This window comes from Brevundimonas sp. KM4 (assembly GCF_000964075.1).
Classification (GTDB): Bacteria; Pseudomonadota; Alphaproteobacteria; order Caulobacterales; family Caulobacteraceae; genus Brevundimonas; species Brevundimonas huaxiensis.
The window spans coordinates 58,769-82,825 of the sequence record NZ_JZRG01000004.1 but is presented as its reverse complement, the minus strand read 5'-3'; the positions used below and the strand labels follow the sequence as shown (position 1 = coordinate 82,825).

The 24,057-nt window shown below is 68.8% G+C and carries 20 protein-coding genes, 1 tRNA gene and 1 other RNA gene; 5 read left to right on the top strand and 17 right to left on the bottom strand.

All coding sequences use genetic code 11. The annotated features are described in order from the left end of the window. Position 1 precedes the first annotated feature (1 nt). Entirely contained in the window at positions 2-3,439 is a 3,438-nt protein-coding gene (gene smc, locus VH88_RS01325; protein WP_045809652.1) for a chromosome segregation protein SMC, read from the top strand. A 185-nt stretch (positions 3,440-3,624) separates the two neighbouring features. Further along, positions 3,625-4,047 carry a surface-adhesin E family protein gene (locus tag VH88_RS01320; protein ID WP_045809651.1) on the top strand — a complete coding sequence of 141 codons (423 nt, stop codon included), beginning with the start codon at positions 3,625-3,627 and terminating at the stop codon, positions 4,045-4,047. Here VH88_RS01320 and VH88_RS01315 read toward each other — a convergent pair. From VH88_RS01315 to VH88_RS16665, 11 genes are all read right to left on the bottom strand, one after another. Further along, positions 4,016-5,161, bottom strand: coding sequence for a mechanosensitive ion channel family protein (locus VH88_RS01315; protein ID WP_045809650.1), 1,146 nt, complete (start codon positions 5,159-5,161; stop codon positions 4,016-4,018). The two genes, VH88_RS01320 and VH88_RS01315, sit on opposite strands and share 32 nt — an antisense overlap. Positions 5,162-5,175: 14 nt before the next feature. Then, entirely contained in the window at positions 5,176-6,273 is a 1,098-nt protein-coding gene (murG, locus tag VH88_RS01310; RefSeq protein ID WP_045809649.1) for an undecaprenyldiphospho-muramoylpentapeptide beta-N-acetylglucosaminyltransferase, read from the bottom strand. A 394-nt stretch (positions 6,274-6,667) separates the two neighbouring features. Continuing rightward, positions 6,668-7,843: a putative peptidoglycan glycosyltransferase FtsW gene (locus tag VH88_RS01305; protein WP_045809648.1), complete on the bottom strand. Its 1,176-nt coding sequence runs from the start codon at positions 7,841-7,843 to the stop codon at positions 6,668-6,670. Then, on the bottom strand, positions 7,840-9,366 hold the full coding sequence (gene murD, locus VH88_RS01300; RefSeq protein WP_045809647.1) for a UDP-N-acetylmuramoyl-L-alanine--D-glutamate ligase: 1,527 nt from the start codon (positions 9,364-9,366) through the stop codon (positions 7,840-7,842). Before murD ends, VH88_RS01305 begins: the two co-directional genes overlap by 4 nt. Positions 9,367-9,370: 4 nt before the next feature. Next, a complete protein-coding gene (mraY, locus tag VH88_RS01295; protein WP_045809646.1) occupies positions 9,371-10,480 on the bottom strand; it encodes a phospho-N-acetylmuramoyl-pentapeptide-transferase in 1,110 nt (369 codons plus the stop codon). Positions 10,481-10,489: 9 nt separating this feature from the next. Further along, the gene (gene murF, locus VH88_RS01290; protein ID WP_045809645.1) at positions 10,490-11,929 is read right to left on the bottom strand and encodes a UDP-N-acetylmuramoyl-tripeptide--D-alanyl-D-alanine ligase; all 1,440 of its coding nucleotides are present in this window, start codon (positions 11,927-11,929) and stop codon (positions 10,490-10,492) included. Then, positions 11,922-13,382 carry a UDP-N-acetylmuramoyl-L-alanyl-D-glutamate--2,6-diaminopimelate ligase gene (locus VH88_RS01285; RefSeq protein ID WP_045809644.1) on the bottom strand — a complete coding sequence of 487 codons (1,461 nt, stop codon included), beginning with the start codon at positions 13,380-13,382 and terminating at the stop codon, positions 11,922-11,924. Before VH88_RS01285 ends, murF begins: the two co-directional genes overlap by 8 nt. Beyond that, entirely contained in the window at positions 13,379-15,163 is a 1,785-nt protein-coding gene (locus VH88_RS01280; RefSeq protein ID WP_017504535.1) for a penicillin-binding protein 2, read from the bottom strand. Before VH88_RS01280 ends, VH88_RS01285 begins: the two co-directional genes overlap by 4 nt. Further along, positions 15,160-15,609 carry a cell division protein gene (locus tag VH88_RS01275; protein ID WP_045809643.1) on the bottom strand — a complete coding sequence of 150 codons (450 nt, stop codon included), beginning with the start codon at positions 15,607-15,609 and terminating at the stop codon, positions 15,160-15,162. The genes VH88_RS01280 and VH88_RS01275 overlap by 4 nt, the downstream gene beginning before the upstream one ends. Next, positions 15,606-16,586 (bottom strand): 16S rRNA (cytosine(1402)-N(4))-methyltransferase RsmH, encoded by a 981-nt coding sequence (gene rsmH / locus VH88_RS01270; RefSeq protein WP_045809642.1) that lies wholly within the window; start codon positions 16,584-16,586, stop codon positions 15,606-15,608. The genes VH88_RS01275 and rsmH overlap by 4 nt, the downstream gene beginning before the upstream one ends. Continuing rightward, positions 16,583-16,831 (bottom strand): division/cell wall cluster transcriptional repressor MraZ, encoded by a 249-nt coding sequence (locus tag VH88_RS16665; RefSeq protein ID WP_350224834.1) that lies wholly within the window; start codon positions 16,829-16,831, stop codon positions 16,583-16,585. Before VH88_RS16665 ends, rsmH begins: the two co-directional genes overlap by 4 nt. Between VH88_RS16665 and VH88_RS16660 the strand changes: the two genes are divergently transcribed. Then, complete coding sequence (locus VH88_RS16660; protein WP_350224835.1) at positions 16,830-16,898, top strand: hypothetical protein; 69 nt, start codon at positions 16,830-16,832, stop codon at positions 16,896-16,898. The two genes, VH88_RS16665 and VH88_RS16660, sit on opposite strands and share 2 nt — an antisense overlap. A gap of 602 nt (positions 16,899-17,500) precedes the next feature. On the opposite strand, the gene rnpB is transcribed toward VH88_RS16660, so the two are convergent. From rnpB to sppA, 4 genes are all read right to left on the bottom strand, one after another. Next, positions 17,501-17,889, bottom strand: an RNA gene (gene rnpB, locus VH88_RS15325) — RNase P RNA component class A. A 32-nt stretch (positions 17,890-17,921) separates the two neighbouring features. Continuing rightward, positions 17,922-18,683: an N-acetylmuramoyl-L-alanine amidase gene (locus VH88_RS01260; protein WP_045809641.1), complete on the bottom strand. Its 762-nt coding sequence runs from the start codon at positions 18,681-18,683 to the stop codon at positions 17,922-17,924. Positions 18,684-18,696: 13 nt separating this feature from the next. Then, entirely contained in the window at positions 18,697-19,020 is a 324-nt protein-coding gene (locus tag VH88_RS01255; protein WP_045809640.1) for a hypothetical protein, read from the bottom strand. A gap of 104 nt (positions 19,021-19,124) precedes the next feature. Further along, the gene (gene sppA, locus VH88_RS01250; RefSeq protein ID WP_045809639.1) at positions 19,125-20,903 is read right to left on the bottom strand and encodes a signal peptide peptidase SppA; all 1,779 of its coding nucleotides are present in this window, start codon (positions 20,901-20,903) and stop codon (positions 19,125-19,127) included. A 227-nt stretch (positions 20,904-21,130) separates the two neighbouring features. Between sppA and panD the strand changes: the two genes are divergently transcribed. After that, complete coding sequence (gene panD / locus VH88_RS01245; RefSeq protein ID WP_039246844.1) at positions 21,131-21,487, top strand: aspartate 1-decarboxylase; 357 nt, start codon at positions 21,131-21,133, stop codon at positions 21,485-21,487. Between the two features lie 72 nt (positions 21,488-21,559). Here panD and VH88_RS01240 read toward each other — a convergent pair whose 3' ends face one another. After that, positions 21,560-22,354, bottom strand: coding sequence for an SIMPL domain-containing protein (locus VH88_RS01240; protein WP_045809638.1), 795 nt, complete (start codon positions 22,352-22,354; stop codon positions 21,560-21,562). A 211-nt stretch (positions 22,355-22,565) separates the two neighbouring features. Here VH88_RS01240 and VH88_RS01235 point away from each other — a divergent pair. Further along, positions 22,566-22,641, top strand: a tRNA-Ile gene (locus VH88_RS01235). A 49-nt stretch (positions 22,642-22,690) separates the two neighbouring features. Here the strand turns inward: VH88_RS01235 and VH88_RS01230 are convergent. Beyond that, positions 22,691-23,743, bottom strand: coding sequence for a tyrosine-type recombinase/integrase (locus tag VH88_RS01230; RefSeq protein ID WP_052689443.1), 1,053 nt, complete (start codon positions 23,741-23,743; stop codon positions 22,691-22,693). Positions 23,744-24,057 lie beyond the last annotated feature (314 nt).

Below are 24,057 nucleotides of genomic sequence, written 5' to 3'. Positions count from 1 at the left end.
GATGCAGTTCCAGCGCCTCCGGCTCGTCGGCTTCAAGTCGTTCGTCGATCCGGCGGAGGTGCACATCGAATCCGGCCTGACCGGCGTCGTCGGTCCCAACGGCTGCGGCAAGTCCAACGTCCTTGAAAGCCTGCGCTGGGTAATGGGGGCCAATTCGGCCAAGGCCATGCGCGGCCAGGTCATGGATGACGTCATCTTCGCCGGGGCTGCTGGCCGGCCTCCGCGCAGTCACGCCGAAGTCAGCCTGACCATCGACAACGCCCAACGCCGCGCGCCCCAGCCCTTCACCGACAGCCCTGTGCTGGAGGTGTCGCGCCGCATCGACCGGGGCCAAGGCTCGACCTATCGCATCAACGGCAAGGAGGTGCGCGCCCGCGATGTGCAGCTGCTGTTCGCCGACGCCTCGACCGGCGCCAACTCGCCCGCACTGGTGCGTCAGGGCCAGATCTCGGAACTGATCGCCGCCAAGCCGCAGAACCGCCGCCGCATTTTGGAAGAGGCGGGCGGCGTCGCCGGTCTGCACACCCGTCGGCACGAGGCCGAGCTGCGCCTCAAGGCCGCCGAGACCAATCTGGACCGGCTGGATGACATCGGCCGCGAGCTGGAGACGGCGCTGAACCGGCTGAAGCGCGAAGCCCGCCAGGCCGAGAAGTACAAGAAGATCTCGGCAGAGATCCGCGCCCTTCAGGCCGCCCTGCTCTATGTGCGCTGGAACGACGCGCGTCTGGCCTCAGAGGCCGCCGCCGCTGAACTGCGCGCGGCCGACATCGCTGTCGCCGAAACTACGACCGCCGCCGCCGCCGCCCAGACGGCCGCCCTCTCCGCCCAGGAAGGCCTGAAGCCCGCGCGGGAGGAGGACGCCGTCGCCTCCGCCCTGCTGCACCGCGCCAGCCTGGAGCGCGATCGGCTGGACATGGCTGAACAGGCGGCCCGCGCGGAAGTGGATCGCCTCAAGGCCGAGGCCGCCCGCATCGCCGCCGACGCCGCGCGCGAAGACGGCATGGCCGCCGACGCCCAGCGCGAACTGGACCGGCTTGACAACGAACTGGCCCGGCTCAAGGCCGAGATCGCCGCCGCCCCCGAACGCGGCCCCGAACTGGACAAGGCCCTGGCCGCCGCCGAGGACGCCCGCAAGTCCGCCGACGGCGAGGTCGAACGGCTGGCGGGGATGCTGGCCGCCGTCGAGGCCCGCGCCAACGCCGAGACGGCCCGCAAGCGCGACGCCGAGGCGCGACTGGCCCGCGTCACCGCCCAGCACGATCAGGCCCGACGCGAACGCGAGGCTCTGGGGCCGCTGGAAACGCCCGAGCTGGAAACCGCCCGCAAGGCGCTGGAAACGGCGCAGGCCGACCTTGCCGCCGCACGCAACGCCGTCGAGGCGGCCGAGGCGCTGCGCGGCGAGCTGGCCCGCGCCGAACAGGAGGCCCGCACCGCCACCCGCGCCGCAGAGGACCGGCTGGGCCGCTTGCAGACCGAGGCGCGCGGCCTGGCCCAACTGCTGGTCACCGGCAAGCGCGATCATCCCCCGGCGCTGGATCAGGTCCGCGCGGACAAGGGGTTCGAGGCCGCCCTGGCCGCCGCCTTGGGCGACGATCTGGACGCGGCCCTGGACGCCAAGGCCGCCGCCTACTGGGGCGGGGCGGATGCGCCCTCCCCGTCCTGGCCCGCCGGGGTCGCGCCCCTATCCGACCATGTCCAAGCCCCTGAACAGCTGGCTGCTCGCCTCGCTCTTTGCGGCGTCGCGCCCAAGGCTGACGCGGCGCGGCTGGCGAAAGCCTTGCCGACCGGCGCTCGCCTTGTGACGACCGAGGGCGACCTCTATCGCTGGGATGGGTTCGTCAGCCGCGCCGAGGCGCCGCGCCCCGCCGCCGTGCGCCTGGCTCAGCGCACGCGCCTGGCCGAGCTGGAGGCCGAGATCGACAAGGGCAGACCGGCCCTGGATCAGGCGCAGGCGGCCCAGAAGGCGGCGACGGAAGCCTTTCGCGCCGCTGAAGAGGCGGTCAAGACCGCGCGCCTGAAGCCCTTCGCCGCCGACAAGGCCGTGACCGCCGCCCGCGACCGCGTCGAGACCTTGGCCCGCGACCAGGCTCGTCGCGAGGCTCGCGCCCAGGCGCTGGACGACACCGTGACCCGTCTGGCGGCCGACGCAGCCGAGGCGCAAGCCGCGCTGGACGCCGCCCAGACCACCGACGCCCCGTCCGAGACGATCGCGGGCCTACGCGACGAACTGACGGCCGCCCGCGCCACGGCCGACGCCGCCCGCGTTGCGGCCCAGACCGCCCGATCGGACCGCGACGCCGAGGCCCGCGATCGTCAGGGCCGCGAGCAGCGGCTGGGCAGCCTGACCCGCGCACGCGAGGGCTGGATCACGCGGTCCAGGGACAGCGCCGGCCGCGTCGCCGCCCTGGCCAAGGACGCAGACCGGACGGCCGCCCTGCTGAAGCAGGCCGAGGTCGCGCCTCAGGGCTTCGCCGAACAACGCGGCAAGCTGCTGGACACCCTGGTCGCCGCCGAACAGAGGAAACAGGCGGCGTCGGACGCCATGGCCATGGCCGAGACCGAGGCGACCGAGGCCGAACGCGCGTCGCGCGCCGCCGAGACCGCCGCGTCGCAGGCCCGCGAGGCGCGCGCCGGCCTGGCCGCCCGCGCCGAGGCTGCCGCCGAGAAGCTGGCCGAGGCCGAGACCACCCTGCGCGAGACCGCCCAGATGTCGCCCGACGAGCTGGGCCGCAAACTGATCGACGACGCCATCGCCCGCCCGCCCGACGCCGCCGGGGCCGAAAGCCTGCTCTACGGCCTTGAGCGCGAACGCGAGGCCCTGGGGGCCGTCAACCTGCGCGCCGAGGATGAGGCGGTCGAATACGGCGAGCGGCTGAACAGCATGAAGTCGGAACGGATCGACCTGACCCAGGCGATCGCCAAGCTGCGCGACGGCATCGACGAGCTGAACGCCGAGGGCCGCGAGCGGCTGGTGGCGGCGTTCGACGTGATCAACGCCAACTTCAAGACCCTATTCGAAGCCCTGTTCGGCGGGGGGCAGGCGGAGCTGAAGCTGGTCGAGAGCGACGACCCGCTGGAGGCGGGGCTGGAGATCTACGCCTGCCCGCCCGGCAAGCGGTTGTCGGTCATGAGCCTGATGAGCGGCGGCGAACAGGCCCTGACGGCGGCGGCCCTGATCTTCGGCGTCTTCCTGGCCAACCCCGCGCCGGTCTGCGTGCTGGACGAGGTGGACGCGCCGCTGGACGACGCCAACGTGGACCGCTTCTGCCGGATGCTGCACGAGATGCGCAGCCGCACCGACACCCGCTTCATCGTCATCACCCACAACCCTGTGACCATGAGCCGAATGGACCGGCTGTACGGCGTCACCATGCCCGAGCGCGGCATGAGCCAGCTGGTCAGCGTGGACCTGAAACAGGCGGAGACCCTGGTCGCATGAGGACGATCCTCCCCCGAGAAGCGAAGCGTACCGGGGGAGGGGGACCGCGCGTAGCGTGGTGGAGGGGGCGGATCGCGCGCAGGCCTGGCCGAAAGGCTTCTTCTCCCTTGGTCAAAGCTCGTGCTGCATTCGCCCCCTCCACCGCTTCGCGGTCCCCCTCCCCCGCTGCGCTGGGGAGGATCGGCATGGCGATCAGCCTTCTCGCTTCGCCAGCCTTGGCTGACCCCGCTCTGGTCCCGACCGGCGTGGGAAGGTTCGCCATCTATGCCGACGCGGCCTCGATCGAGCGTGAGGGCGACATGGCGCGGATGCGGGAACTGCAGGTGACCGAGGCCGGGTTCAAGGTTGGAGACGTGACCTATGTCGGGGGCTGGTCGCGGTGGGCGTTCGACTGTCGGGCCAGGACGGCGGATCGGTTGGACTTCTCCTCCTTGAAAGCGGACGGGACGGAAGGGCCGGCGACCCCGGACGCCGCCCCCGCCTATGACGCCGCGCCGGGCGGGGATGCGGCCGAGCTGCTGGCCATCGCCTGCGGGACTGAACGTCCGGCCGAGGCGCTGACGCTGGAGCAGGCCATCAGCCAGGGACAAAGGGCGCTGGCGGACTAACGCTCCCCTCGGCGGGCTTGTCCGACCCTTGCGGCCATTCGATGCGGTCGCGCGGCAGGGCCTCGCGGCACTCGTCGCGCATGAAGGCCATCAGCTTCTCGCGGATCTCGCAGCGCAGGTCGAAGGCGACCGGGGCGGAGCCGGCGCTGGCCAGGCAGCGGACCTGGAGCACGCGTTCGGTGATGTCGGTCACCTGCATCACCTGCACGTCGCCGTCCCAGTGTTTGGACGCCTTGACGATGCCCTCGAAGGCGGTGCGCAGCCGGTCGATGGGCGCTTCATAATCGACGTAGAAGAAGGCCACGCCGATCAGGCGGGCGTTTTCGCGTGTCCAGTTCTGGAAGGGCTTGGTGATGAAGTAGGACAGGGGCAGCACCATCCGGCGCCAGTCCCACAGTTTGACCACCACATAGGTCGAGGTGATCTCCTCGACATTGCCCCACTCGTTCTCGACGATGACGGCGTCGTCCAGGCGGATGGGTTGGGTCAGGGCGATCTGGATGCCGGCGACCATGTTCGTCAGGATCGGCTGAAGCGCCAGACCGGCGATGATGCCGACGACGCCAGCCGAGGCCAGCAGGCTGACGCCCCATTGACGAAAGCCGGCGATGGTCATCAGCGCCAGGCCCACGGTGACGATGAACAGCACGACCTTGGCTACCCGCTGCAGGATGCGGGTCTGGGTCAGGTGCTTCCTGGCCAGCAGATTGTCCTCGACGGCGATATTGTACCGCTTGAGGTGCATGACCGACCACATGTCGAGCACGCCCGACGCCATCCAGCCGAGGGTCAGGATGAACAGGAACAGCAGGGCGCTGCGGATATCCTCGGACGGGCCGGGATCCATCGGCGAGACGGTCACGCCGATGCCGATGCCGATGATGATGATCAGGACGCGCAGCTTGACCCGCGCGCGCTCGACCACGCCGCGCCAGAAGAGATCCTTGTTGCGAACGACGCGACGCAGGATGGCGAAGGCGATCTTGTGCGTCAGCCAGCCGCCGCCGACGAAGACCAGCAGGACCAGGCCGATGACCGCCCATTCGGGCAGCCAGTCGAACCGATGCCACAGGGCGCGGATCTGGCGGGTGACGGCGATGATCTCGGGAGGCATGGCTTCCTAACGCGTCAGGGCCTTTGCAGTTGAGCCGTCGCCTCGACGAGGTCGGCCAGGCGTTGGGCGGCGTCGGGGATGGCGACGCTGCGGGCGGCGGCGGACATGGCCGACAGGCGCGCCGGATCGGACAGGACGCCGGTCAGGGTCGAGGCCAGGCGATCGACGGTCAGGTCGTCTTCCAGAATGACCTCGGCCGCGCCCACGTCGGTCAGGGCCTTGGCGTTCAGGCGCTGGTGGTCGTCGGTGGCGATCTTCAGCGGGATCAGGACGGACGGCAGGGCCGCGACCGCCAGTTCGGCGCAGGTCGAGGCGCCGGAGCGGCCGACCACCAGATGGGCCCTGGACAGCCGGTCAGCCATGTCGCGGAAGAAGGGGGCGACCTCGGCCTCGATCCCGGCGTCGAGATAGATCTGGCGGGCGGCCTCCAGCGTCTCGGGGCGGGACTGCTGCTGCACCTTCACGCGACGACGCAGGGCCTCAGGCAGGGCGGCCAGGGCGTGGGGCGTGGTCTCGGACAGGATGCGGGCGCCCTGGCTGCCGCCGGTGACCAGCAGATGGATCGGACCGTCGGCGGCGGGCGCGACATAGGGACGGTCGAACAGGGCGCGGATCTCGGACCGCACCGGCGAGCCGACGACGTGGGAGCGGCCCTGGACCTTGGCCGGCGCGCGTTCCAGCGTCGGGAAGGACGAGGCGACCTGACCGACATAGGGGGCCAGGATACGGTTGGTGCGGCCAAGGACCGCGTTCTGTTCATGGATCACCGTCGGTCGCTGGGACGTGACGGCGGCGACCAGGGCCGGGGCGGACGGATAGCCGCCGAAGCCGACGACGATGTCGGCGCCCAGCCGGTCGAAGGCCGTTCGCGCCTGGACCACGCCCTTGAAGATGGCGACGCCGGCCTTGATCAGACCCAGGGGGCCGGAGCCGGTGGCCGCGTCCAGCGCCAGCCGTTCCTCGGCGGGAAAGGCGTGGGCGTATTGTTCGCCCCGGTGATCGGTCGCCAGCACCACGCGCCAGCCGCGAGCCGCCATCTCGCGCGCCAGCGCCTCGGCCGGGAACATATGGCCGCCGGTGCCGCCGGCGGCGACGACGCAGAGCTTGGTCATGGGCGAGGCTCCGAAAAAGAGGGTCTGAATAGTCTGAAGATCAGACGGCGGGCAGGCAAAAACACCGTCTAATTCGTCTAATCTGTCTAAAGTCGGCGGGGAATGGCGCGGCGAGGAATGGGGCGGCGACAGGATCGCACGGTTTTACGGCGTGGGCAGGAGACGGTCGCTGGTCGGCTCTAGGCGTTTGATATTGCTGGGGCGCCGCTTTCCAAATGCGTTGTATGCCTCGTTCTTTCGTCATCCTCCGACGAGCGGAGCGAGATCGGGGGACCCAGCGGCGCCGGAGGCGATGCGTCCGCCACGAGATGTTCGACTTGCTTAGTCCGCGACAGTTTCGCGCTCGCGCGCGCCGCTGGGTCCCCCGGTCGCTTCGCGCCGGAGGATGACGACGTCAAAGCAACCGCCGCCCCAGGGTCAGGCTGGCGCCGGGTTCGTAGGCGCCGGGGCGGCGTCGGGTCAGGGCGAGCGCAAAGCCCATGGTCAGGCCCATGGCCAGCATGGAGGAGCCGCCATAGCTGATGAAGGGCAGGGTCATGCCCTTGGTCGGGATCAGGTTCAGGTTCACCGCGACGTTGATGCAGGCCTGAAGCCCGATCAGCATGAACAGGCCCGCCGCCGCCGTCTGTTCGAACGGATCGGTCAGCTTCATGGCCCGGCGCATGCCGCGAATGACGATGAAGGCGTAGAGGCCGATCATGATCAGGCTGAGGATCAGGCCGAACTCCTCGGCGCCGACGGAATAGATGAAGTCGGTGTGCAGGTCGGGCACGCGACGCTTCATCACGCCCTCGCCGATGCCCCGACCCAGCAGGCCGCCGGCGCGGATGGCCTCGGAGGCGCTGTCGATCTGGTGGGTGTCGGTCGTCTCGGGCGAGAAGAAGCGGCTGAGGCGGTCGCGCATGTGTCCGAAGACGAAATACAGCGACACCAGCCCCGCCATGCCCAGGCTGGCCAGAACCGCCATCCATTTGAACGGCACGCCCGCCATGAAGAAGACGGCCATGAAGGTGGTGGTGATCAAAAGCGTCTGGCCGATATCGGGCTGGATCAAGAGCAGGGAGACGGTCAGGGCGTAGAAGCCGAAAGCGATAGTCACGCCGGGCACCCCCTGCCCCTTTTGCGCCTCGGCGAACATCCAGGCGGCGAAGACGATCAGGCCGGGCTTGGCGAACTCGGACGGTTGCAGGCTGAAGGGGCCGAAGTTCACCCAGCGGGCGGCCCCCTTCACCGTGTCGCCGATGAAGGGCAAGGCCATCATGACGACGATGGCGCCGAACAGGGCCAGGACCGCGATGCGTCGCACGCCGCGCGGCGACATCAGCGAGGTCGTCAGCATAATGCTGAGCCCCACGCCCGAAAAGACCATCATCCGCCAGGAATAGTGGAAGGGGTCGGTGATCGATTCATCGGCCAGGATGGCGGCGGGGCTGGAGGCGAAGCTGAGCGCCACGCCCAAGGCCATCAGCGCGAGCGCCGCGCCCAGCAGGCCGCGATCCACGGTCCAGAACCACTGGGCCACATGGCTCTGGTCGTTACGGGAAAAGGCGGGGGTGTAGGGAGCGCTCATGACGCGGTTTCCGGGACGGCGCCGAGAGCCAGGACGGCGGCGCGGAAGGCCTCGCCGCGCGCCTCGAAGTCCTTGAACTGATCGAAGCTGGCGCAGGCGGGGGACAGAAGGACGATCTGGTCGCCACCGGCCGAGGCCGCATCGGCGGCGGCGGCGGCCACGGCGGCGTCGAGGGTGTGGGCGATGATGTGCGGTGTATCGGCCAATGTGGCGGCGAAGGCGTCGGCCGCGTCCCCGATCAGATAGGCCTTGGCGATGCGGGGGAAGAGGTCGGCGAGGTCCGCGATGCCGCCGGCCTTGGGCACGCCGCCGGCGATCCAGAAGACGGATGGATAGGAGGCCAGGGCCTGACGCGCGGCGTCGGCGTTGGTGGCCTTGGAATCGTTGATGAAACGGACGGGGCCGAGGCGGCCTACGGCCTCCATGCGGTGGGCGAGGCCGGGGAAGGACAGCAGGCCGGCGACGGCGGCGTCGTGGGTGACACCCAGAGCGCGGGCGGTCGCATAGGCGAAGGCGGCGTTCTGGGCGTTGTGGCGGCCGGGAAGCGAGCGGGCGGCGGTGAGATCGGCGATGACTTGGGCGCTTTCGAGAATCGCACCGGGCAGCGCCACGTAGCCTTCTCCCCTCGGGGGAGAAGGTGGGCGGCGGAGCCGCTCGGATGAGGGGGCTGTATCCTCCGGCTCGCCGCCAGCCGACGAGGGTCCGACAAACCCCTCATCCGTCTCGCTCCGCGAGCCACCTTCTCCCCCAAGGGGAGAAGGACTGGATGAGATAGCGATCACACGTTGGGAGAGTTCAGACGCGATCCCCTGCCCCCAAGTATCGTCCACGCCCACCAGGGCCACATCATCTCGTCCCTGATTGGCGAAGATGCGAGCCTTGGCCGCGACATAGCCGTCCATGCCGCCGTGGCGGTCCAGGTGGTCGGGGCTGATGTTGGTCAGGATGGAGACATCGGGGGCGAAGGTCGTGGTCAGGTCCAGCTGGTAGCTGGAGACCTCGATCACATAGACGGCGTCGGGCGTCGGTTCGGGCAGGGCCAGGACGCCGACGCCGATATTGCCGCCGACGTGGACAGTCAGGCCCGCCTGTTGCAGCACCCAGCCGATCAGGGCGGTCGTCGTGGACTTGCCGTTCGTGCCGGTGATGGCGACGACGCGCGGTCCCCCGGTCAAGCCGGAGGATGACGACGAATACGAGGCCAGGGCGCGGACGAACAGTTCGATGTCGCCGAGGACGGGCACGCCGGCGGCGCGGGCCAAGTCTACGGTCCAGTGGGGTTTGGGGTGAGTCAGCGGCGCGCCGGGCGACAGGACCAGGGCGGCGAAATCGGACCAGTCGGCGGCGGCCAGGTCCTCGACCGTGAAGCCCTCGCCTTTCGCCTGCGCCCGGCCGGCCTCGCCGTCGTCCCACAGGATCGGGATCGCGCCCCCGGCCTGGAGGGCGCGCGCGGCCGTGATCCCCGACCGTCTCAGGCCGAAGACCGCGACCCGCCTGCCTTCAAAGCCGGGAACGGGAATCATCGGATCAGCGCAGCTTCAGCGTGGACAGGCCCAAGAGAGCCAGGGCGCCGGCGATGATCCAGAAGCGGATGACGACGGTGGATTCCGGCCAGCCCATCTTTTCGAAATGGTGGTGGACCGGCGCCATCAGGAAGATGCGCTTCTTGGTCAGCTTGTAATAGCCGACCTGGATCATGACCGAGGCGGCCTCCATGACGAACAGGCCGCCGACGATGCCCAGAACCAGTTCGTGCTTGGTGGTGACGGCGATGGCGCCGAGCGCGCCGCCCAGAGCCAGCGAGCCGGTGTCGCCCATGAAGATCTTGGCCGGGGGTGCGTTGTACCAGAGGAAGCCCGCGCCCCCGCCGATCATGGCCGCGCAGAAGATGGCCAGTTCGCCCGCGCCAGGCACGTGGTGGACCTGAAGATACTGGGCGAAGACGAAGTTGCCGCAGAGGTAGCTGATCACGCCGAACGCGCCCGCCGCCATCATCACCGGCACGGTCGCCAGACCGTCCAGACCGTCGGTCAGGTTCACCGCATTGGAGAAGCCGACGATGGTGAAGGCCGCGAACGCCACATAGAACCAGCCGATGTTCAGCAGCACGGCCTTGAAGAAGGGGAAGGCGATCGACGTCTCAAGCCCCGGCGAGGTCGGCGAGACAGTCATCCACAGCACGGTCAGGACGCCGGCGACGACGGCGACGACGGTCTGGGCAAGGAGCTTTTGCTTGGAGGTCAGGCCGGCCGAGGTCTGTTTGGTCACCTTGGCGTAGTCGTCGATGAAGCCCAGCACGCCGAAGGCCGCCGTCACGAAGCTGACGATCCAGATGTAGGGGTTGGTCAGGTCGCCCCAGAGCAGCACCGCCACGCCGATGCCGGCCAGAATCATCAGACCGCCCATGGTCGGGGTGCCGACCTTGGACAGGTGGGACACCGGGCCGTCGTCGCGGATCGGCTGGCCCCGGCCCTGTTTGGCGCGGATCCAGTTGATGAAGCGGCTGCCCATGGCGACGGCGACGATCATGGCGGTGGCCATGGCGAGCGCCACACGCACCGTCTGGTACTGCACCAGGTTCAGCAGCGGATACTGGTGCGCCACGTCGGCATAGTAGAGATAGAGCAGGTAAAACATGTTTCTTCCCTACCGCGACGCCCGCGGGGCGTCACTGCTTGAGGGGACGCCTTCGGCGCGACTGAGGTTCGCCAAGGCTTGGGCCACCAGCGAGGCCTTGGAGCCGTTCGAACCCTTGACCATGACGACGTCGCCGGGCGCGACCAGAAGCGCCGCCTCGGCCGCCAGTTCCGCCGCCGTCGCGCGCCAGACGCCGCGTCGCGAGACCGGAAGCGCGTCGTAGAGCCAGCGCATCTCGGGCCCGGCGGCGTGGACCAAGTCCAGGCCGGCGGCGTCGATGGGGCCGGCGAGGCCTTCATGCAGGTCGCGGCTCTGCTCGCCCAGCTCCAGCATGTCGGTCAGCACCACCACGCGGCGGCCCGAGGTCGAGCGCGCGCCCAGGGTCTTGAACCCGGCGGCCATGGACAGCGGATTGGCGTTGTAGCTCTCGTCGATCAGGGTGAAGGCGCCGTGCGGCGTCGTGACCGTGCGCGTCTGGCCGCGTCCAGCCAGAGGCTGGAACCCCGCGAGCGCCTCCAGGCCCGTCTCCAGCGTCACGTCCAGGGCGTCGAGCATCAAGAGGACGCACAGGCTGTTCAGGCCCCAATGGGCGCCGGACTGGGCCAGGCGATAGTCCATGCGCCGTCCAAACAGTTCGGCGGCGACCGTCGCGCCTTCGGCGTCAGGCCGGAAGTCCAGCAGGCGGGCGTCATGGCCGGCGTCGGATCCGAACGTCAGCAGGCGCGCGCCGACCGCCTTGGCCGCGTCGCACAGAACGGCCGAAAAGGCGACGTCGCCGTTCGCCACCGCGGCGCCGCCGGGCACCAGACCCTGGAAGATGGTCGCCTTTTCACGCGCGACGCCCGCCTCGCCGTCCGCGAAGGCCTCGATATGGACCGGACCGACCGTGGTGACGCAGGCGGCGTGGGGGGCGACGAAGCGCGACAGGGGCGCGATCTCGCCGGGCGCATTCATGCCGATCTCGAACACGGCGCGCTGGGTCACGACCGGCATCCGGGCCAGGGTCAGGGGCACGCCGATGTGGTTGTTGTAGCTCTTGATCGAGCCATGCGCCGGACCCGCCAGATCAAGGCCCGCCTTGATCGCCTGAGTGACGCTGGTCTTGCCGACGCTGCCGGTGACGGCGCCGCGCTTCACATGGGGCGCGCGCTCGCGGGCGGCGACGCCCAGGGCTTCGAGGCCGCGCAAGGTGTCGGGCACGACGACGCACGGGCCTCCTTCGACCGGATGTTCGACCAGGGCGGCCGCAGCGCCCGCTGCGAAGGCGCCGCTGGCGAACTGATGCCCGTCACGTTCGCCCTTCAGCGCCAGAAACAGGTCGCCCGGGACGATCTCGCGGCTGTTGTAGGTCAGGCCCGTGATCGGGCGATCGTCGCCCTGCAGCACGCCGCCCGTGGCGGCGGCGACTTCGGCGGCCGACCAGAGCGGGCGGGCGGAGTGTTCAGGCATAGAGAGACAGGGCCTCGGACGCGACAGTGGCGTCGTCGAATGGGTGGGTCACGCCCGCGACGATCTGACCCTGTTCATGCCCTTTTCCGGCGATGACCACCACATCCCCGTCACGCATCATTTCGACGGCGGCCTCAATGGCGGCGCGGCGGTCGCCGATCTCGATCCCGTCCGGGCAGCCGGCGCGGACCTGGGCGCGGATGGCGGCGGCGTCTTCGGATCGCGGATTGTCATCGGTGACGATGGCGATGTCGGCCAGACGCCCGGCGATCTCGCCCATCAGGGGGCGTTTGCCGCGATCACGGTCGCCGCCGGCGCCGAAGACGACGATCAGGCGGCCGGTCGCGTGGGGACGCAGCGCGTTCAAAACCGTCTCGAGCCCGTCGGGCGTGTGGGCGTAATCGACATAGACCTCGCCCCGGCTTTCCTGGCCGCCGTCGATGCGTTGCAGGCGGCCTTGCGCCCCGGTCAGGCCTTCCAGCGCGCCGATGACGGCGTCGGCGGGATCGCCGGCGGCGATGCACAGACCGGCCGCCACCAGGGCGTTGGACGCCTGAAACGCGCCGGCCAGGGGCAGCAGGATTTCGCGAATGTCGCCGCGGACGTCGATGGTCAAACGCTGGCCCTCAGGCGTCGCGCGACGGCCGATCAGGGTCAGGTCGCGACCGCGCTCGCCCACGCCCATGACGCCCAGACCCGCCATGATCGAGGCGGAGGCGAAGACCGAATAGGCGTCGGAATCGGCGTTCAGCACGGCGGTGCGGCCGCGCGGAAGCAGGGTCTCGAACAGGCGCATCTTGGCGGAGCGATAGTCCGCCATGGTGCCGTGATAATCGAGGTGGTCCTGGGTCAGGTTGGTGAAGGCGGCGGCCTTCAAGGCGACCCCGTCCAGGCGGCGCTGGTCGATGCCGTGGGACGAAGCCTCCAGCGCGACGTGGGTCACGTCCTTGGCGGCCAGTTCGGCCATCAGGCGCGCCGCCTCGGCGGCGTCGGGGCTGGTCAGGCCGGGGCCGGTCAGGGCGTAGGTCTTGAGGCCCTTCTGGCCGATCACGCCCAGCGTGCCCATGCTGGCGGACTTGTGGCCGATCCCGGCCCAGATCTGGCGGCAGAAGGTGGCGACCGACGTCTTGCCGTTGGTGCCGGTCACGGCGACGCAGGTCTTGGGCTGGGCGCCGTAGAAGCCGCGCGCGGCGATGGCGTAGGCCCGGCGCACGTCGCCCGAGGTGATCAGAACGGGCGCCGCGCCATCCGGCGTGTCGGTCGGCGCCAGAACCGCAGCCGCGCCTTGCGCCAGGGCCTGGGGGATGAAGGCGCGGCCGTCGGCGGCCGTGCCCGGCAGGGCGACGAACAGGGCGCCGGGCGAGACCTTGCGGCTATCGGCGGTGACGCCGGTGATGACGGGGTCCGAGGACACGTCGCGGCGCAGCAGGTCGGACAGGTGAAGCGCGCTCAAAGCCCGTCCCCCGCCACGTCCTGATACTGCGGGATCTTTTCGCCCGAGGCCGTGCGCCAGCGGTCGTCGCGGCGTTCGACGCCCAGGAAGCCGGCGATGCGGTCGGCGATATTGTGCACGGCCGGCGCAGCGACATAGGCGCCGGTCTTGGGATAGGTCCCCGGCTCGTCCATCACGATCAGGATGGCGTAGCGCTTGCCGTTCAGCGGGCCGTCGACGGGGAAGACCGCCGCGAAGGAGCCCAGGGCGTGGCTGGGGTCATAGCGACCGCCGACCAGTTTGTTGGCCGAGCCGGTCTTGCCGCCGACCCGCAGGCCCGGCGCGTCGGCGAAGCCGCCCGAACCCTTGACCACGTTGCGACGCAGCAGGTCGAGAATGGCGCGCGAGGTCTCTTCGGTGACGACCTGCTGCGGCTGGACGTTGCGGGCGCCGCCCTTGCGCAGCGACAGCGGGATCATCCGACCGCCATTGGTCAGGGCGCCCATGGCCTGAACCATCTGGGCTGGGGTGATCATGATGCCATAGCCGAAGGACAGCGACGCCAGGGTCGAGTTGTCCCAGCGACGCGGCACGACGGGCTTGGCCGATTCCTTCAGCTCGATCTTTGCGGCGTCCAGCAGGCCCAGGCGGCGGAAATAGTCGCGCATGGTGTTGGGGCCCATCTGCACCGCCAGTTGCGACGTGCCGATGTTGGAGGAGTGCAGATAGACCTCTTCCAGCGTCATCACCCGGTTCTGGGCGTGGAAGTCCTTGATCTTGCGATCGCCGATCTGGAAGGCTTGGGAGGCGTCGAACAGGGTGTTCATGTCGGCCCGGCCGGTGTCGAGGCCGGCGGCGACGGTGAAGGTCTTGAACACCGAGCCCATCTCGTAGTGGCCCGAAACCGCGCGGTTCAGCGTGGCGCCGTCGGGCGCCGCGCCGCGATCGGCCGAGTTGAAGGTCGGCCAGGACGCCATGCCCAGCACCTCGCCGGTCTGGACGTCGGTGACGATGCCGACGGCGCCCTTGGCCTGGTTCTTGATCGCGGCGGCGGCGAGTTCGTTTTCCAGCACGCCCTGCACGCGCAGGTCGATGGACAGGGGGAAGGCCTCGCCGCGCTGACCGGCCGCGCGGATCTCGTCGTTGAAGGCCAGTTCGGCACCCGAGACGCCCTGCCCGCCCGTGTCGGCGTCGCCGATCAGATGGACGGCCGAGGTTCCCAGCGGATAGGCGCGACGATCCTCGGGCTCGAAGGTGACGCCGCCCAGCGCCAGGTCGTGGACGGCGGCCTTTTCCTGAGGCGTCAGGCCGGTCAGGGCGATCAGGCGACGGTCGCCGCCCAGCACCTTCTTCAGCCGTTCGGCCGAGATGCGCGGCAGGGCGCGGCGAATCTGGCGATAGGCCAGGTCGCGATCCCAAATCTCGGCCGGGTCGATGTAGAGGCCGTAGTGGACGATGTTGGTGGCCAGCAGCTCGCCATTGCGATCCGTCAGGTCGCCGCGCACCAGGGCGTTCGGATTGACGCCGCGTCCCAGACCGTTGGCTGGGGCGAACAGGGCCTTGTAGGACGCGCCGATGGCCAGGCCGCCGAAGACGCAGGAAAAGACGATCAGGATCAGGAAGATGCGGACGCGGGTGTCCTCTTCCGGGCGGGCGTCGGCGCGGGCGCGCTCGAAGCCGTGCTCCAGCCGCCAGACCAGTTCCGTCAGCCAGCGCCAGAAGGGCGACAGGCGGCCTTGCAGCCGTTCCTGGAAATCGGCGCCCGGCGCCGGGCGGTGATAACGATGATCCTGAACGCTCATTGCGCCGGCTCCGGCGAGGGCGTTGGGACGGGCGCGTCGTCGGCGACGGCGGCGGGCGCCGGCGCGGCTGCGGGAGCAGATGCGGCGGGTTGAGCGGGGACAGGTTTCAGGGCGGTCAGCTGACCTTCCTTGGCCTGACGGGCGACGGCGACGGGCGCCATGCCGATCTGGCGCGACAGGCTTTCCAGACGCGCGGGCTGTTCCAGACGGGCGACCTCGGCGCGCAGCAGGCGGACGCGCTGTCCGTTCTCGCGAATGTCCTGTTCGATCTGGGCGATGCGGCTGCTCTCACGCGCTGCGGCGGCCTTGGCGGCATAGACCGAGACGATCATGATCGCGACCAGGACCACGCCGATGATCTCGACCCAGCGCACGCCGCGCACCTTCCAGTCGAACAGGCGCTGAAGGGCGGTGCGGGAATAGGTGAAGAAGGGCGCCGTGGTCATGCCGCCGCTCTCCCATCGATCCGACCCCAGGCCGGGGCGTCGGTGCGCACGGCGGCACGCAGCTTGGCCGAGCGGGCGCGAGGGTTGGTGGAACGCTCTTCGTCGCCCGCCTCGCGCGCGCCCTTGAACTGAAGCGTGAAGCTGGGCTTGCGCGGATCGACGGCCATCGGCGCATGACGCGAACCGGCGGGGCTGTTGCCGGTGCGCTCGGTCAGGAAGGCCTTGACGATGCGGTCTTCCAGCGAATGGAAGGTGACGACGGCGAGGCGGCCACCGGGGGCGAGCGTCGCCTCGGCCGCCTCCAGACCGCGCTCCAGTTCGCCCAGTTCGTCATTGACCGCGATGCGCAGGGCCTGGAAGACCCGCGTCGCCGGATGGATGGGCGCGCCGCGACGGCCGCCCAGGGCCTTTTCGACCACCTCGGCCAGATCCAGGGTGCGGGTGAACGACTGTTCGGCGCGGCGACGCAGGATGGCGGTGGCGACGCGGCCCGACTGGCGCTCTTCGCCATACAGTTTGAAGATGTGAGCCAGGGGGCCGTGGTCCCAGGTATTGACGATGTCGGCGGCGGTCGCGCCTTCATCGGACATGCGCATGTCCAGCGGACCGTCGCGCATGAAGGAGAAGCCGCGCTCGGCCTGATCCAGCTGCATCGACGAGACGCCGATGTCGAAGACCGCGCCGTCCAGCTTCGCCTTGCCGCTGTCGGCGAAGGCCTGGGCCAGACCCGAGAAGGGGGTGCGGATCAGCTGGAACTGGCCGGGGAAGTCGTCGGCGACGGCGTCGGCGTGCGGCTGAACCGTCGGGTCGCGATCCAGGGCGACGACCTGGGCGCCGGTCTTCAGGATGGCGCGGGTATAGCCGCCGGCGCCGAAGGTGGCGTCGATCATGACATCGCCGGGCGCGGGCGCCAGGGCCTCAATCACCTCGGCCAGCAGGACGGGGGCATGGGGAGAACTGGGGGGAGCGTCCGTCACGATCCGCCTCCCGCCAGCTTCATCTGGGCCGCCAGCTTCAGGGCGCCGATCTGGGCCATGCCGGCCTTGGCCAGGGCGCGCTGTTCGGCGCGGCGGGCCGCCCATTTCTCGCGCGACCAGATCTGGAAGCGGTCGTTCAGGCCGACGATGACGACGGTGTCGCCCAAACCCGCCTCGGCGCACAGCGCCTCAGGCAAGGTGATTCGACCGCCGGAATCGTAGGCCAGGCGCACCTGCTCGCCCATCACCTGCCACTCCAGCGCCGAACGCTCCTCGGAGCCGAACGGCAGGGCTTCGATCATCTCGGCATAGACGGCGAACAGGCGGTCGCCGCCCGCTTCCAGACAGTCGGCCTCGATCGAAGGGAAGATGAAGACCCCGCCGGCGGCGCCGTTTTCGGTCGTGCGGAAGTCGTTGGGGATGAGGAGACGGCGCTTGCCGTCCAGCTGCTTCTCATAGGTCGAGAGAAACACGCCCTGTCCAATCGAGCCCTTCGGCCCGTCCCTAGATGCCCTGACGAACGCCCGCCGCGCCCGCCTCTCAGCCCCAAATCATGAAGCTGGGATAGCATGGGATGAAATGGGCCTCAATGGGATCGAAGCCAAGATTTAACCATGTTTTGACGTGTGACGCTCGAACAGCTGGAACATACACGGAACAAACGAAGTATTCACAGGCTGTGAGCTGTTCTAACCTTCCATTGCCAGACAATAGGTTAACGCTCGCCAGCACGCGGGACCGCCGCCAGAACGCTGAAATGCGGGGATAATCCCAACGCGGACCGAAACATCACGCGAGCCATCACCGGCTGGGCGGGCGGGAAGCCCGCTAACGGGCCACAGGCAGGCCGAAGGGCGATAGGCCCGGAGAAAAAAGCCGGCCTCAAGCAGCGCAAAGCGCGGTAGGCCAAGAAAAATGCCAGACGGCCTGTAAGCCGGGTTTTGTTCCGCTCCGAAGCCGAGGCCCGGATCGGCGACGATCATTCCTCTGGACCGACCATTGCTGATCGGTTCTCGCGACCTACCCGGACATCTGAGGCGGTGAGCCCCGCGAGCGAGCCCGCGCGATGTCCCTATTTGGTCTTGCTCCAGGCGGGGCTTGCCATGCCGTCCCTGTTGCCAGGTCCGCGGTGGGCTCTTACCCCACCCTTTCACCCTTACCGGCCTCGCAAGGCAGGAGGTTTGCTTTCTGTGGCGCTATCCCTCGGGTCACCCCGGGCGGAAGTTATCCGCCGCCTTTTCACCGTGGAGCCCGGACTTTCCTCGACGGACGCGAAGTCCGCCGCGACCGCCCAGCCGTCTGGCGCGCGCTAGATGCGCGTTAGCGGCGCGAACGTCAATTCAATACGCCCGTGACGCTCTCGGCGCTGGCCAGCTGGAGCAGGCCGACCAAGCGGGCGCGGGTTTCGCCGTCGGCGACGCCGTCGACGCGGGCCGGGCGCCAGTGACGCTGGAAGGCGCGCACGGCGGTTTCCACGGCGGCGTCGTAGTCGCCGCCGGCTTTCAGGCCATAGCCCAGCCGATGCAGCCCGGCGCTGAGCACCATCGGGCCGATGCCCTGATCGCCCTTCTGCAACAGGCCGCCCAGGGCCTGCACGCGTTCGGCCGCCGGTTCGAACCACAGGCCGTGCCCGGCCTCGGCCAGACGCTTCCAGGGGAAAAGCTCGCCCGGATCTTCCTTGCGATCCGGCGCCAGGTCGGAATGGGCGATGATGCGGTTGTCGGCGATGGTCCAGCGGCTGCGGATATCGGAAATCAGGGCGATGACGGCCGCGATCTGGGCTTCGGGGAAGGCGCGGTAGCCGAACTCATGGCCCGGATTGACGATCTCGATGCCGATGGAGGCGGCGTTGCAGTCGTCCTCGCCCTGCCAGACGCCGCGACCGGCGTGCCAGGCGCGGCGCTCCTCGGGCACCAGTTGGAAGACGCGGCCGTCTTCCTCGATCAGATAATGGGCCGAGACCTTGGCCTCGGGGTCGCGCAGGCGGGCCAGAGCGGCCTCGCCGGTCTGCATGCCGGTGTAGTGCAGCACCAGCATGTCCGGCGGCGCACGGCGCGCGTCGAAATTGGGCGAAGGCGCGTCGATGTAGGACGTCATGGGCGGCGTCGGCTCAGCGGCCGTTGCGCTCCCAGTCATAGGCGACCCAGGCGCCATCCACCTTGTGCGCCTCGATCAGGTCGGGATCGCTGTTGCGGCGACGCGGCGCGATGTTGCGACGGGTGCGCATGACCAGGCCGACCAGAAAGACCAGAACGCCGGCGAACAGGGCGATGACCGCCACGGCCGCAGCGGTGAAGACGGCGAGGACGGCGCCGACCGCCATGGCGCAGACGGCGGCGATCATGCCGGCGACCCACATGACGGACGCCACCAGGCCGTTGGGACGGCGGCGGGCGGCATGGCCGATGGCGGCGAGACGTTCAGGCTGGAACATGGATCATCCTTTCAGGCGATCCGCGGAACGCCTGACACGCAATGTCGGTCCATCGGGGCCTGCGGTCAATGGACCGCGACGCACGGTCGCGTGCGCCGCCCCCGTCAAAAGATCGGCTGGTCGGCCAGAACCACCGCGCCCTGGCTGCGCATCCGGTCGGTGTCGATCCGGCGCATCACGGCCTGGGCCTGGGGATCGGCCATGACGCCGCCCAGGATGACCAGGGCCTTGGCGGCCTCGGTCTGAACGCCGAACATTTCCGACAGGGCCTCGAACGGCGATTGCTGCTTGGGGAAATGCTTGAAGCGGACGGGCTCGTTGTCGGGAATCTTGGCCAGCTGGCGGGCCTTGTTCACCGCCTCGGTCACGCCGCCCAGCTGGTCGACGAGGCCCAGCGGCAGGGCCTGGGCGCCGGTCCAGACGCGCCCCTTGGCGATTTCGCGCACCCGGTCAGGCGACAGTTTGCGGCCCGTCGCTACGCGGGCGATGAAGTCGTCGTAGATCCGGTCCATCGAACCGGCAAAGGCCGCGCGCTGCTGGGGGGTGAATTCCTGCGTCGGCGAGAAGGCGTCGGCGTATTCCCCACCCACCGTCAGCTCACGCATGTCGACGCCGAACCGGCCCAGCGCATCGGCCAGCACGAACTTGCCGCCGAACACGCCGATCGAGCCGGTCAGGGTCGTGGGCTGCGCCACGATCCAGTCGGCCTCGGAACTGATCCAGTAGCCGCCCGAGGCCGCATAGGCGCCCATGGACACCACCACCGGCTTGCCCGCCGCCCGCGCCGCGCGCACGGCGGCCAGGATCTGCTCGGACGCCTCGGGCGAACCGCCGGGCGAAGAGACGCGGAAGACGATCGCCTTGACGCTCTTGTCCTCGATCGCGTCGTAGATGGCCTCGGCCGTGTCATCGGAATGGATGGACGAGCCGCCGCCGAAGCTGGCGCCGCCGCCGCGCCCGGTGACGATGGCCCCCTCCCCGCCCACGATGGCGATGGCGTTCTTGCCCGAACCCGTGCGTTCGCCCTTCTGGCTGGCGTACTTGCCGAACTCGACGATCTCGGCGCCCTTGCCGGCGCGGGTCTTGATGGCGATCTCGGCCTCTTCGACCTGACCCACCTTGTCGATCAGCCGGTTGCTGAGCGCCTGTTCCGCCGAATAGGGGCCGGCCTCGATCACCGTCTTCAGCGCCGGGGCCGTCGTCTTGCGGTCCTTGGCCGCGTTGGCCAGGGCGGTGTCGTAGATCGACGTCATCCAGGCCGTCATCGCCTCGCGGTGCGGGCCGGTGTAGTCGCTCTGGGTGTATTCGTTGACGGCGTTCTTGTATTCGTAGCGCTGTTCGAACTCGGGTTTGACGCCGTATTTCTGGAAGGCGCGGCCCAGGAACAGGCTGTCGGCCGAGAAGCCCGTGGCCTGAAAGCCGGCGGTGTTCTGCATCCACAGCTCCGACGCCGAGGCCCCGACCATATAGGTGGACATCACCGCGCCCGACGGGGCGAAGCCCTGGCTGTGGGCGATGACCGGCTTGCCTGCGTTGCGGAAGCGATGGATGGCCTGGCGCAGTTCGTCGGCGGTGGCGGGCGTCATGCCGCTTTCCGGCAGGCGGATCAGCAGAGCCTTGACGCTGCTGTCGCTCTGGGCCTGATGCAGGCCGTCGACCACGTCCGTCAGGGCCAAGCCGGAACTGCCGAAGGCCGCGAACGGATTTGACGACGGTTGGTCGCTGACGCCGCCGCGCAGGTCCAGCTCAAGCACGGTGGTCGCCGGCGTCGTCGGCTTGGACGACGAGGCGACAGCGACCGTCAGCAGCACCACGGGAATGACGACGACGAACAGGATCAGCCCGGTGAAGACACCAAGGACCGTCAGGAAGAATTGCTTCATCGGAGGGAAAACGCGCGCTCGCAGGCCGAAAATGGCGTCGCCAGCATAGGGGGACGCGGGCCGTCGTCAAATGACACGCGTGCAATCCGTCGGTCGACCTGGCGTTCGCATCCGCACCCGATTGCTGCGGCGCAGCGTGCGGATTGATGCCGGGGCCGGAAATCCCTATATGAGCCGCCTGTGAGCGAGGGCCTGCGCCCCGCGTTTTTCTTGCTGGAGACCGCACGATGCTGGTCACCCTGATGAAGTCCAAGCTGCACCGCGCCACGGTGACCCAGGCCGATCTCGATTACGAGGGATCGATCGCCATCGACATGGACCTGCTGGACGCCGCCGGAATCTATCCACATGAGCAGGTCGATGTGCTGAACATCACCAACGGCGCGCGCTTCACCACCTATGCGATCGAGGCGCCGCGCGGCTCCAAGGTCATCGGCGTCAACGGCGCCGCCGCCCGCCTGGTGCAGAAGAACGACAAGGTGATCGTGGTCACCTATGGCCAGCTGCCCCAGGAAGAAGCCCGCCAGTGGAACCCGAACGTGGTCCTGCTGGACGACGCCAACGCGATCAAGACCGCCGGCTGAGGCGCTTCCCCTCTTAGAATGCAAAAAGGCCCGCCGGCGACGGCGGGCCTTTTCTCTATCCGGCCGATGCGATCAGCGGGCGATGTCGTAGACGCCCGTGATGTCGATCCGCACGGTCAGTTCGCCGGCGGAAACTGGGGTGCTTTCGGCCCGATCCATCGACACGGCGCGGGCGGCGAACATCGGCATCGGCGACTGGGGCGTATAGCCGCCGCCCTCGGTCAGGTTGCGGATGCCCGACAGCTGGACGTTCAGCGACTGGGCGTACAGCTGGGCCTTGGCCTGCAGGTTGCGCACGGCCAGCTGGCGCGCCTGGTTTTCGGCGGCGGTCGGATCCTTCAGGCCGAAGCTGATGCCGTCGATCTGGTTGACGCCAGCGGCGACCACGGCGTCGGCCGTCGTGCCGACCTTGCTCAGGTCATTGATGACCACCGTCACTCGGTTGACCGCCTGATAGCCGCGCAGCTTGGGCGGCTCGTTCTGCACGTAGTCGTATTGCGCCGACAGATTCAGACCCGAGGTCTGGATGTCGCGTTCAGCGACGCCCGCGCGGCGCAGGGCGGCGACGACCCGCGTCATCTGCGCAGCATTGTCGCGCATGGCTTGCTGAGCCGTGACGGCCTCGGTCTGGACGCCGAAGGTGATGGTGGCCATGTCCGGCGCGGCCTTCACCTCGCCGTAGGCCGACAGGTTCAGAGACGGCGCGGGCTGCATCATGTGCATGGCTCCCATCGAGGGTTCAGCGGTCTGGGCCATGGCGCGGGGCGTGGCGGCGGCCAGGAAGGCGGCGGCGGCGACGGCGCCGCCGAAAGCGACGGTCTTCAGCGAAACCGTCTTCAGGGGGGCGGCGGCCAGGGTGCGGGTCATGCAGTCTTCTCCGTAAGCGATCCAGGACCGGCGCGTTCGCCGATCCATTGCAACGACCTTGGCCGTTTTCGCCTGAACCAACGCCCGCACCTGGCTGGCAGTTTCCGTTCATCTTCGTGAAATCGGCGAAAGATCGCCTTCTTGCCCGCCCCCGCTTGGCAAGCCGCGCCCGCGCCTGCTAGGCGAACGTCACCGCCGAGACGCGCCTTGGGGGCCTGTAGCTCAATGGTTAGAGCCGACCGCTCATAACGGTCTGGTTGGGGGTTCGAGTCCCTCCGGGCCTACCACCCCCTTTGTTTTCGACAATGAAAACAAAGGGTTTAGATGGTTTGACACTCAGGGTTTGACACCGGCCGTTCTCTTTTCGGCCTTTTCGAGCTTGGCGATCGCCGTGTCAGCAAGCTTCGCCTGGTCCGCAGAACGCGTGTAGGTCTCCACCTCGTCCAGGCTGGTGTGGCCCAGGACGGCGGCGATTTCTTTGGTCGTTGCGCCAGCTTCGGCCAGCCGTCGACCCGCCGCCTTGCGCAGGCCGTGCGGGGTGCGGCCCGTCACGCCGGCGAGCGTCGCGCGTTCCACGAACCAGCTGGTGAAGCCGGCCGGTGAAAACGGCCTGCCGTACTGCGTTAGAATGAACGTCATCCCGGCGCCGTGCCGGGCGATCTCGGCTTTCAAGCGCGGGTGGACCGGGATCCAGATCGGGACGTCGGTCTTGTCCTGAGTGACGGCGATTCGGCCATTCTTGACGTGCTGTTGGCCCATGCCGACGACGTCTGACCGGCGGACGCCCGTATAAAGCAAGAGGTACAGCGCGAGGCGTTCACGCGTGCCCTCCGCCCACTTCGCTTCGAACGTCTCGATCTCGGCTTCCGACCAGGGAATGAAACCCTTGGACTTGCGTTTGCGGGACTTGGTCTCGCGGACCGGATTGTCTTTCCGCCAGCCCAGTTCGACGGCGACAGCGAAGGCCTTCATCAGACGCTTGCGCAGATTGCGCTGGGCGCCGGGCCGATCGGCCATCTGGTGGAAGATGCCGTTCAGATGCTGCGGCTCGATCGAGACGGCCGACCGGGCGCCGTATTTGGCGCGGAAACGATCAAGGATGTTTCGGTAGGTCTTCTGGGTCTGAGGCTCCAGGTCCAGGAAGTCGGCCGAGCGATAGTATTCGACCATCAGGTGGTTGATCGAGCGGGGCTGGACCTTCGACGCCGGGTCTGCCTTAGGCGCACGGCCGTGGGCCTGGGCGTAGGCGGCCATGAACTCGGCCGACCCCGGATCGCCCGGTAAGCCGACGGTGGCGTAACCCTTGCGCCGGTAATAGTGGCGGATGCGTCCGTGGCGGTCCTTGAACCGCTGGACATAGGCCAGTTCTATGGTCGCCATATCGGTCATTGGGGCAGAACGTCATCCCATTCGTTCCGCCTGCCCCTCCCTGTAACATCGACGTCCAATCGCTCTCCCAGCACCAAGCGAAAGCCACCCTCCTTGGGGAAGTCAACGGCAGCGACCTGTTGGCCGCACTTCTCCATCACGACCATGGCGCGCTTGATGTCCGCTGCAGTGAAGGCGACGCGGGTCGTCATCCCAACACGGCCACGAACGCGCCGACATCGCGTCGAACGAGGTTGAGGAAGAGCAGCTTCCAAGTTTTGGCGGCCAAGCTGTGCTGAGGAGCGCCATTCCCATAGAACAAGTCCAGGAATTTC

Bases quoted from the DNA above. Each gene is read 5' to 3' on its own strand.
- smc (WP_045809652.1), top strand. From the start codon at position 2: ATGCAGTTCCAGCGCCTCCGGCTCGTCGGCTTCAAGTCGTTCGTCGAT.
- VH88_RS01320 (WP_045809651.1), top strand. From the start codon at position 3,625: ATGGCGATCAGCCTTCTCGCTTCGCCAGCCTTGGCTGACCCCGCTCTG.
- VH88_RS01315 (WP_045809650.1), bottom strand. From the start codon at position 5,161: ATGCCTCCCGAGATCATCGCCGTCACCCGCCAGATCCGCGCCCTGTGG.
- murG (WP_045809649.1), bottom strand. From the start codon at position 6,273: ATGACCAAGCTCTGCGTCGTCGCCGCCGGCGGCACCGGCGGCCATATG.
- VH88_RS01305 (WP_045809648.1), bottom strand. From the start codon at position 7,843: ATGAGCGCTCCCTACACCCCCGCCTTTTCCCGTAACGACCAGAGCCAT.
- murD (WP_045809647.1), bottom strand. From the start codon at position 9,366: ATGATTCCCGTTCCCGGCTTTGAAGGCAGGCGGGTCGCGGTCTTCGGC.
- mraY (WP_045809646.1), bottom strand. From the start codon at position 10,480: ATGTTTTACCTGCTCTATCTCTACTATGCCGACGTGGCGCACCAGTAT.
- murF (WP_045809645.1), bottom strand. From the start codon at position 11,929: ATGCCTGAACACTCCGCCCGCCCGCTCTGGTCGGCCGCCGAAGTCGCC.
- VH88_RS01280 (WP_017504535.1), bottom strand. From the start codon at position 15,163: ATGAGCGTTCAGGATCATCGTTATCACCGCCCGGCGCCGGGCGCCGAT.
- VH88_RS01275 (WP_045809643.1), bottom strand. From the start codon at position 15,609: ATGACCACGGCGCCCTTCTTCACCTATTCCCGCACCGCCCTTCAGCGC.
- VH88_RS16665 (WP_350224834.1), bottom strand. From the start codon at position 16,831: ATGGGCGAGCAGGTGCGCCTGGCCTACGATTCCGGCGGTCGAATCACC.
- VH88_RS01260 (WP_045809641.1), bottom strand. From the start codon at position 18,683: ATGACGTCCTACATCGACGCGCCTTCGCCCAATTTCGACGCGCGCCGT.
- VH88_RS01255 (WP_045809640.1), bottom strand. From the start codon at position 19,020: ATGTTCCAGCCTGAACGTCTCGCCGCCATCGGCCATGCCGCCCGCCGC.
- sppA (WP_045809639.1), bottom strand. From the start codon at position 20,903: ATGAAGCAATTCTTCCTGACGGTCCTTGGTGTCTTCACCGGGCTGATC.
- panD (WP_039246844.1), top strand. From the start codon at position 21,131: ATGCTGGTCACCCTGATGAAGTCCAAGCTGCACCGCGCCACGGTGACC.
- VH88_RS01240 (WP_045809638.1), bottom strand. From the start codon at position 22,354: ATGACCCGCACCCTGGCCGCCGCCCCCCTGAAGACGGTTTCGCTGAAG.
- VH88_RS01230 (WP_052689443.1), bottom strand. From the start codon at position 23,743: ATGACCGATATGGCGACCATAGAACTGGCCTATGTCCAGCGGTTCAAG.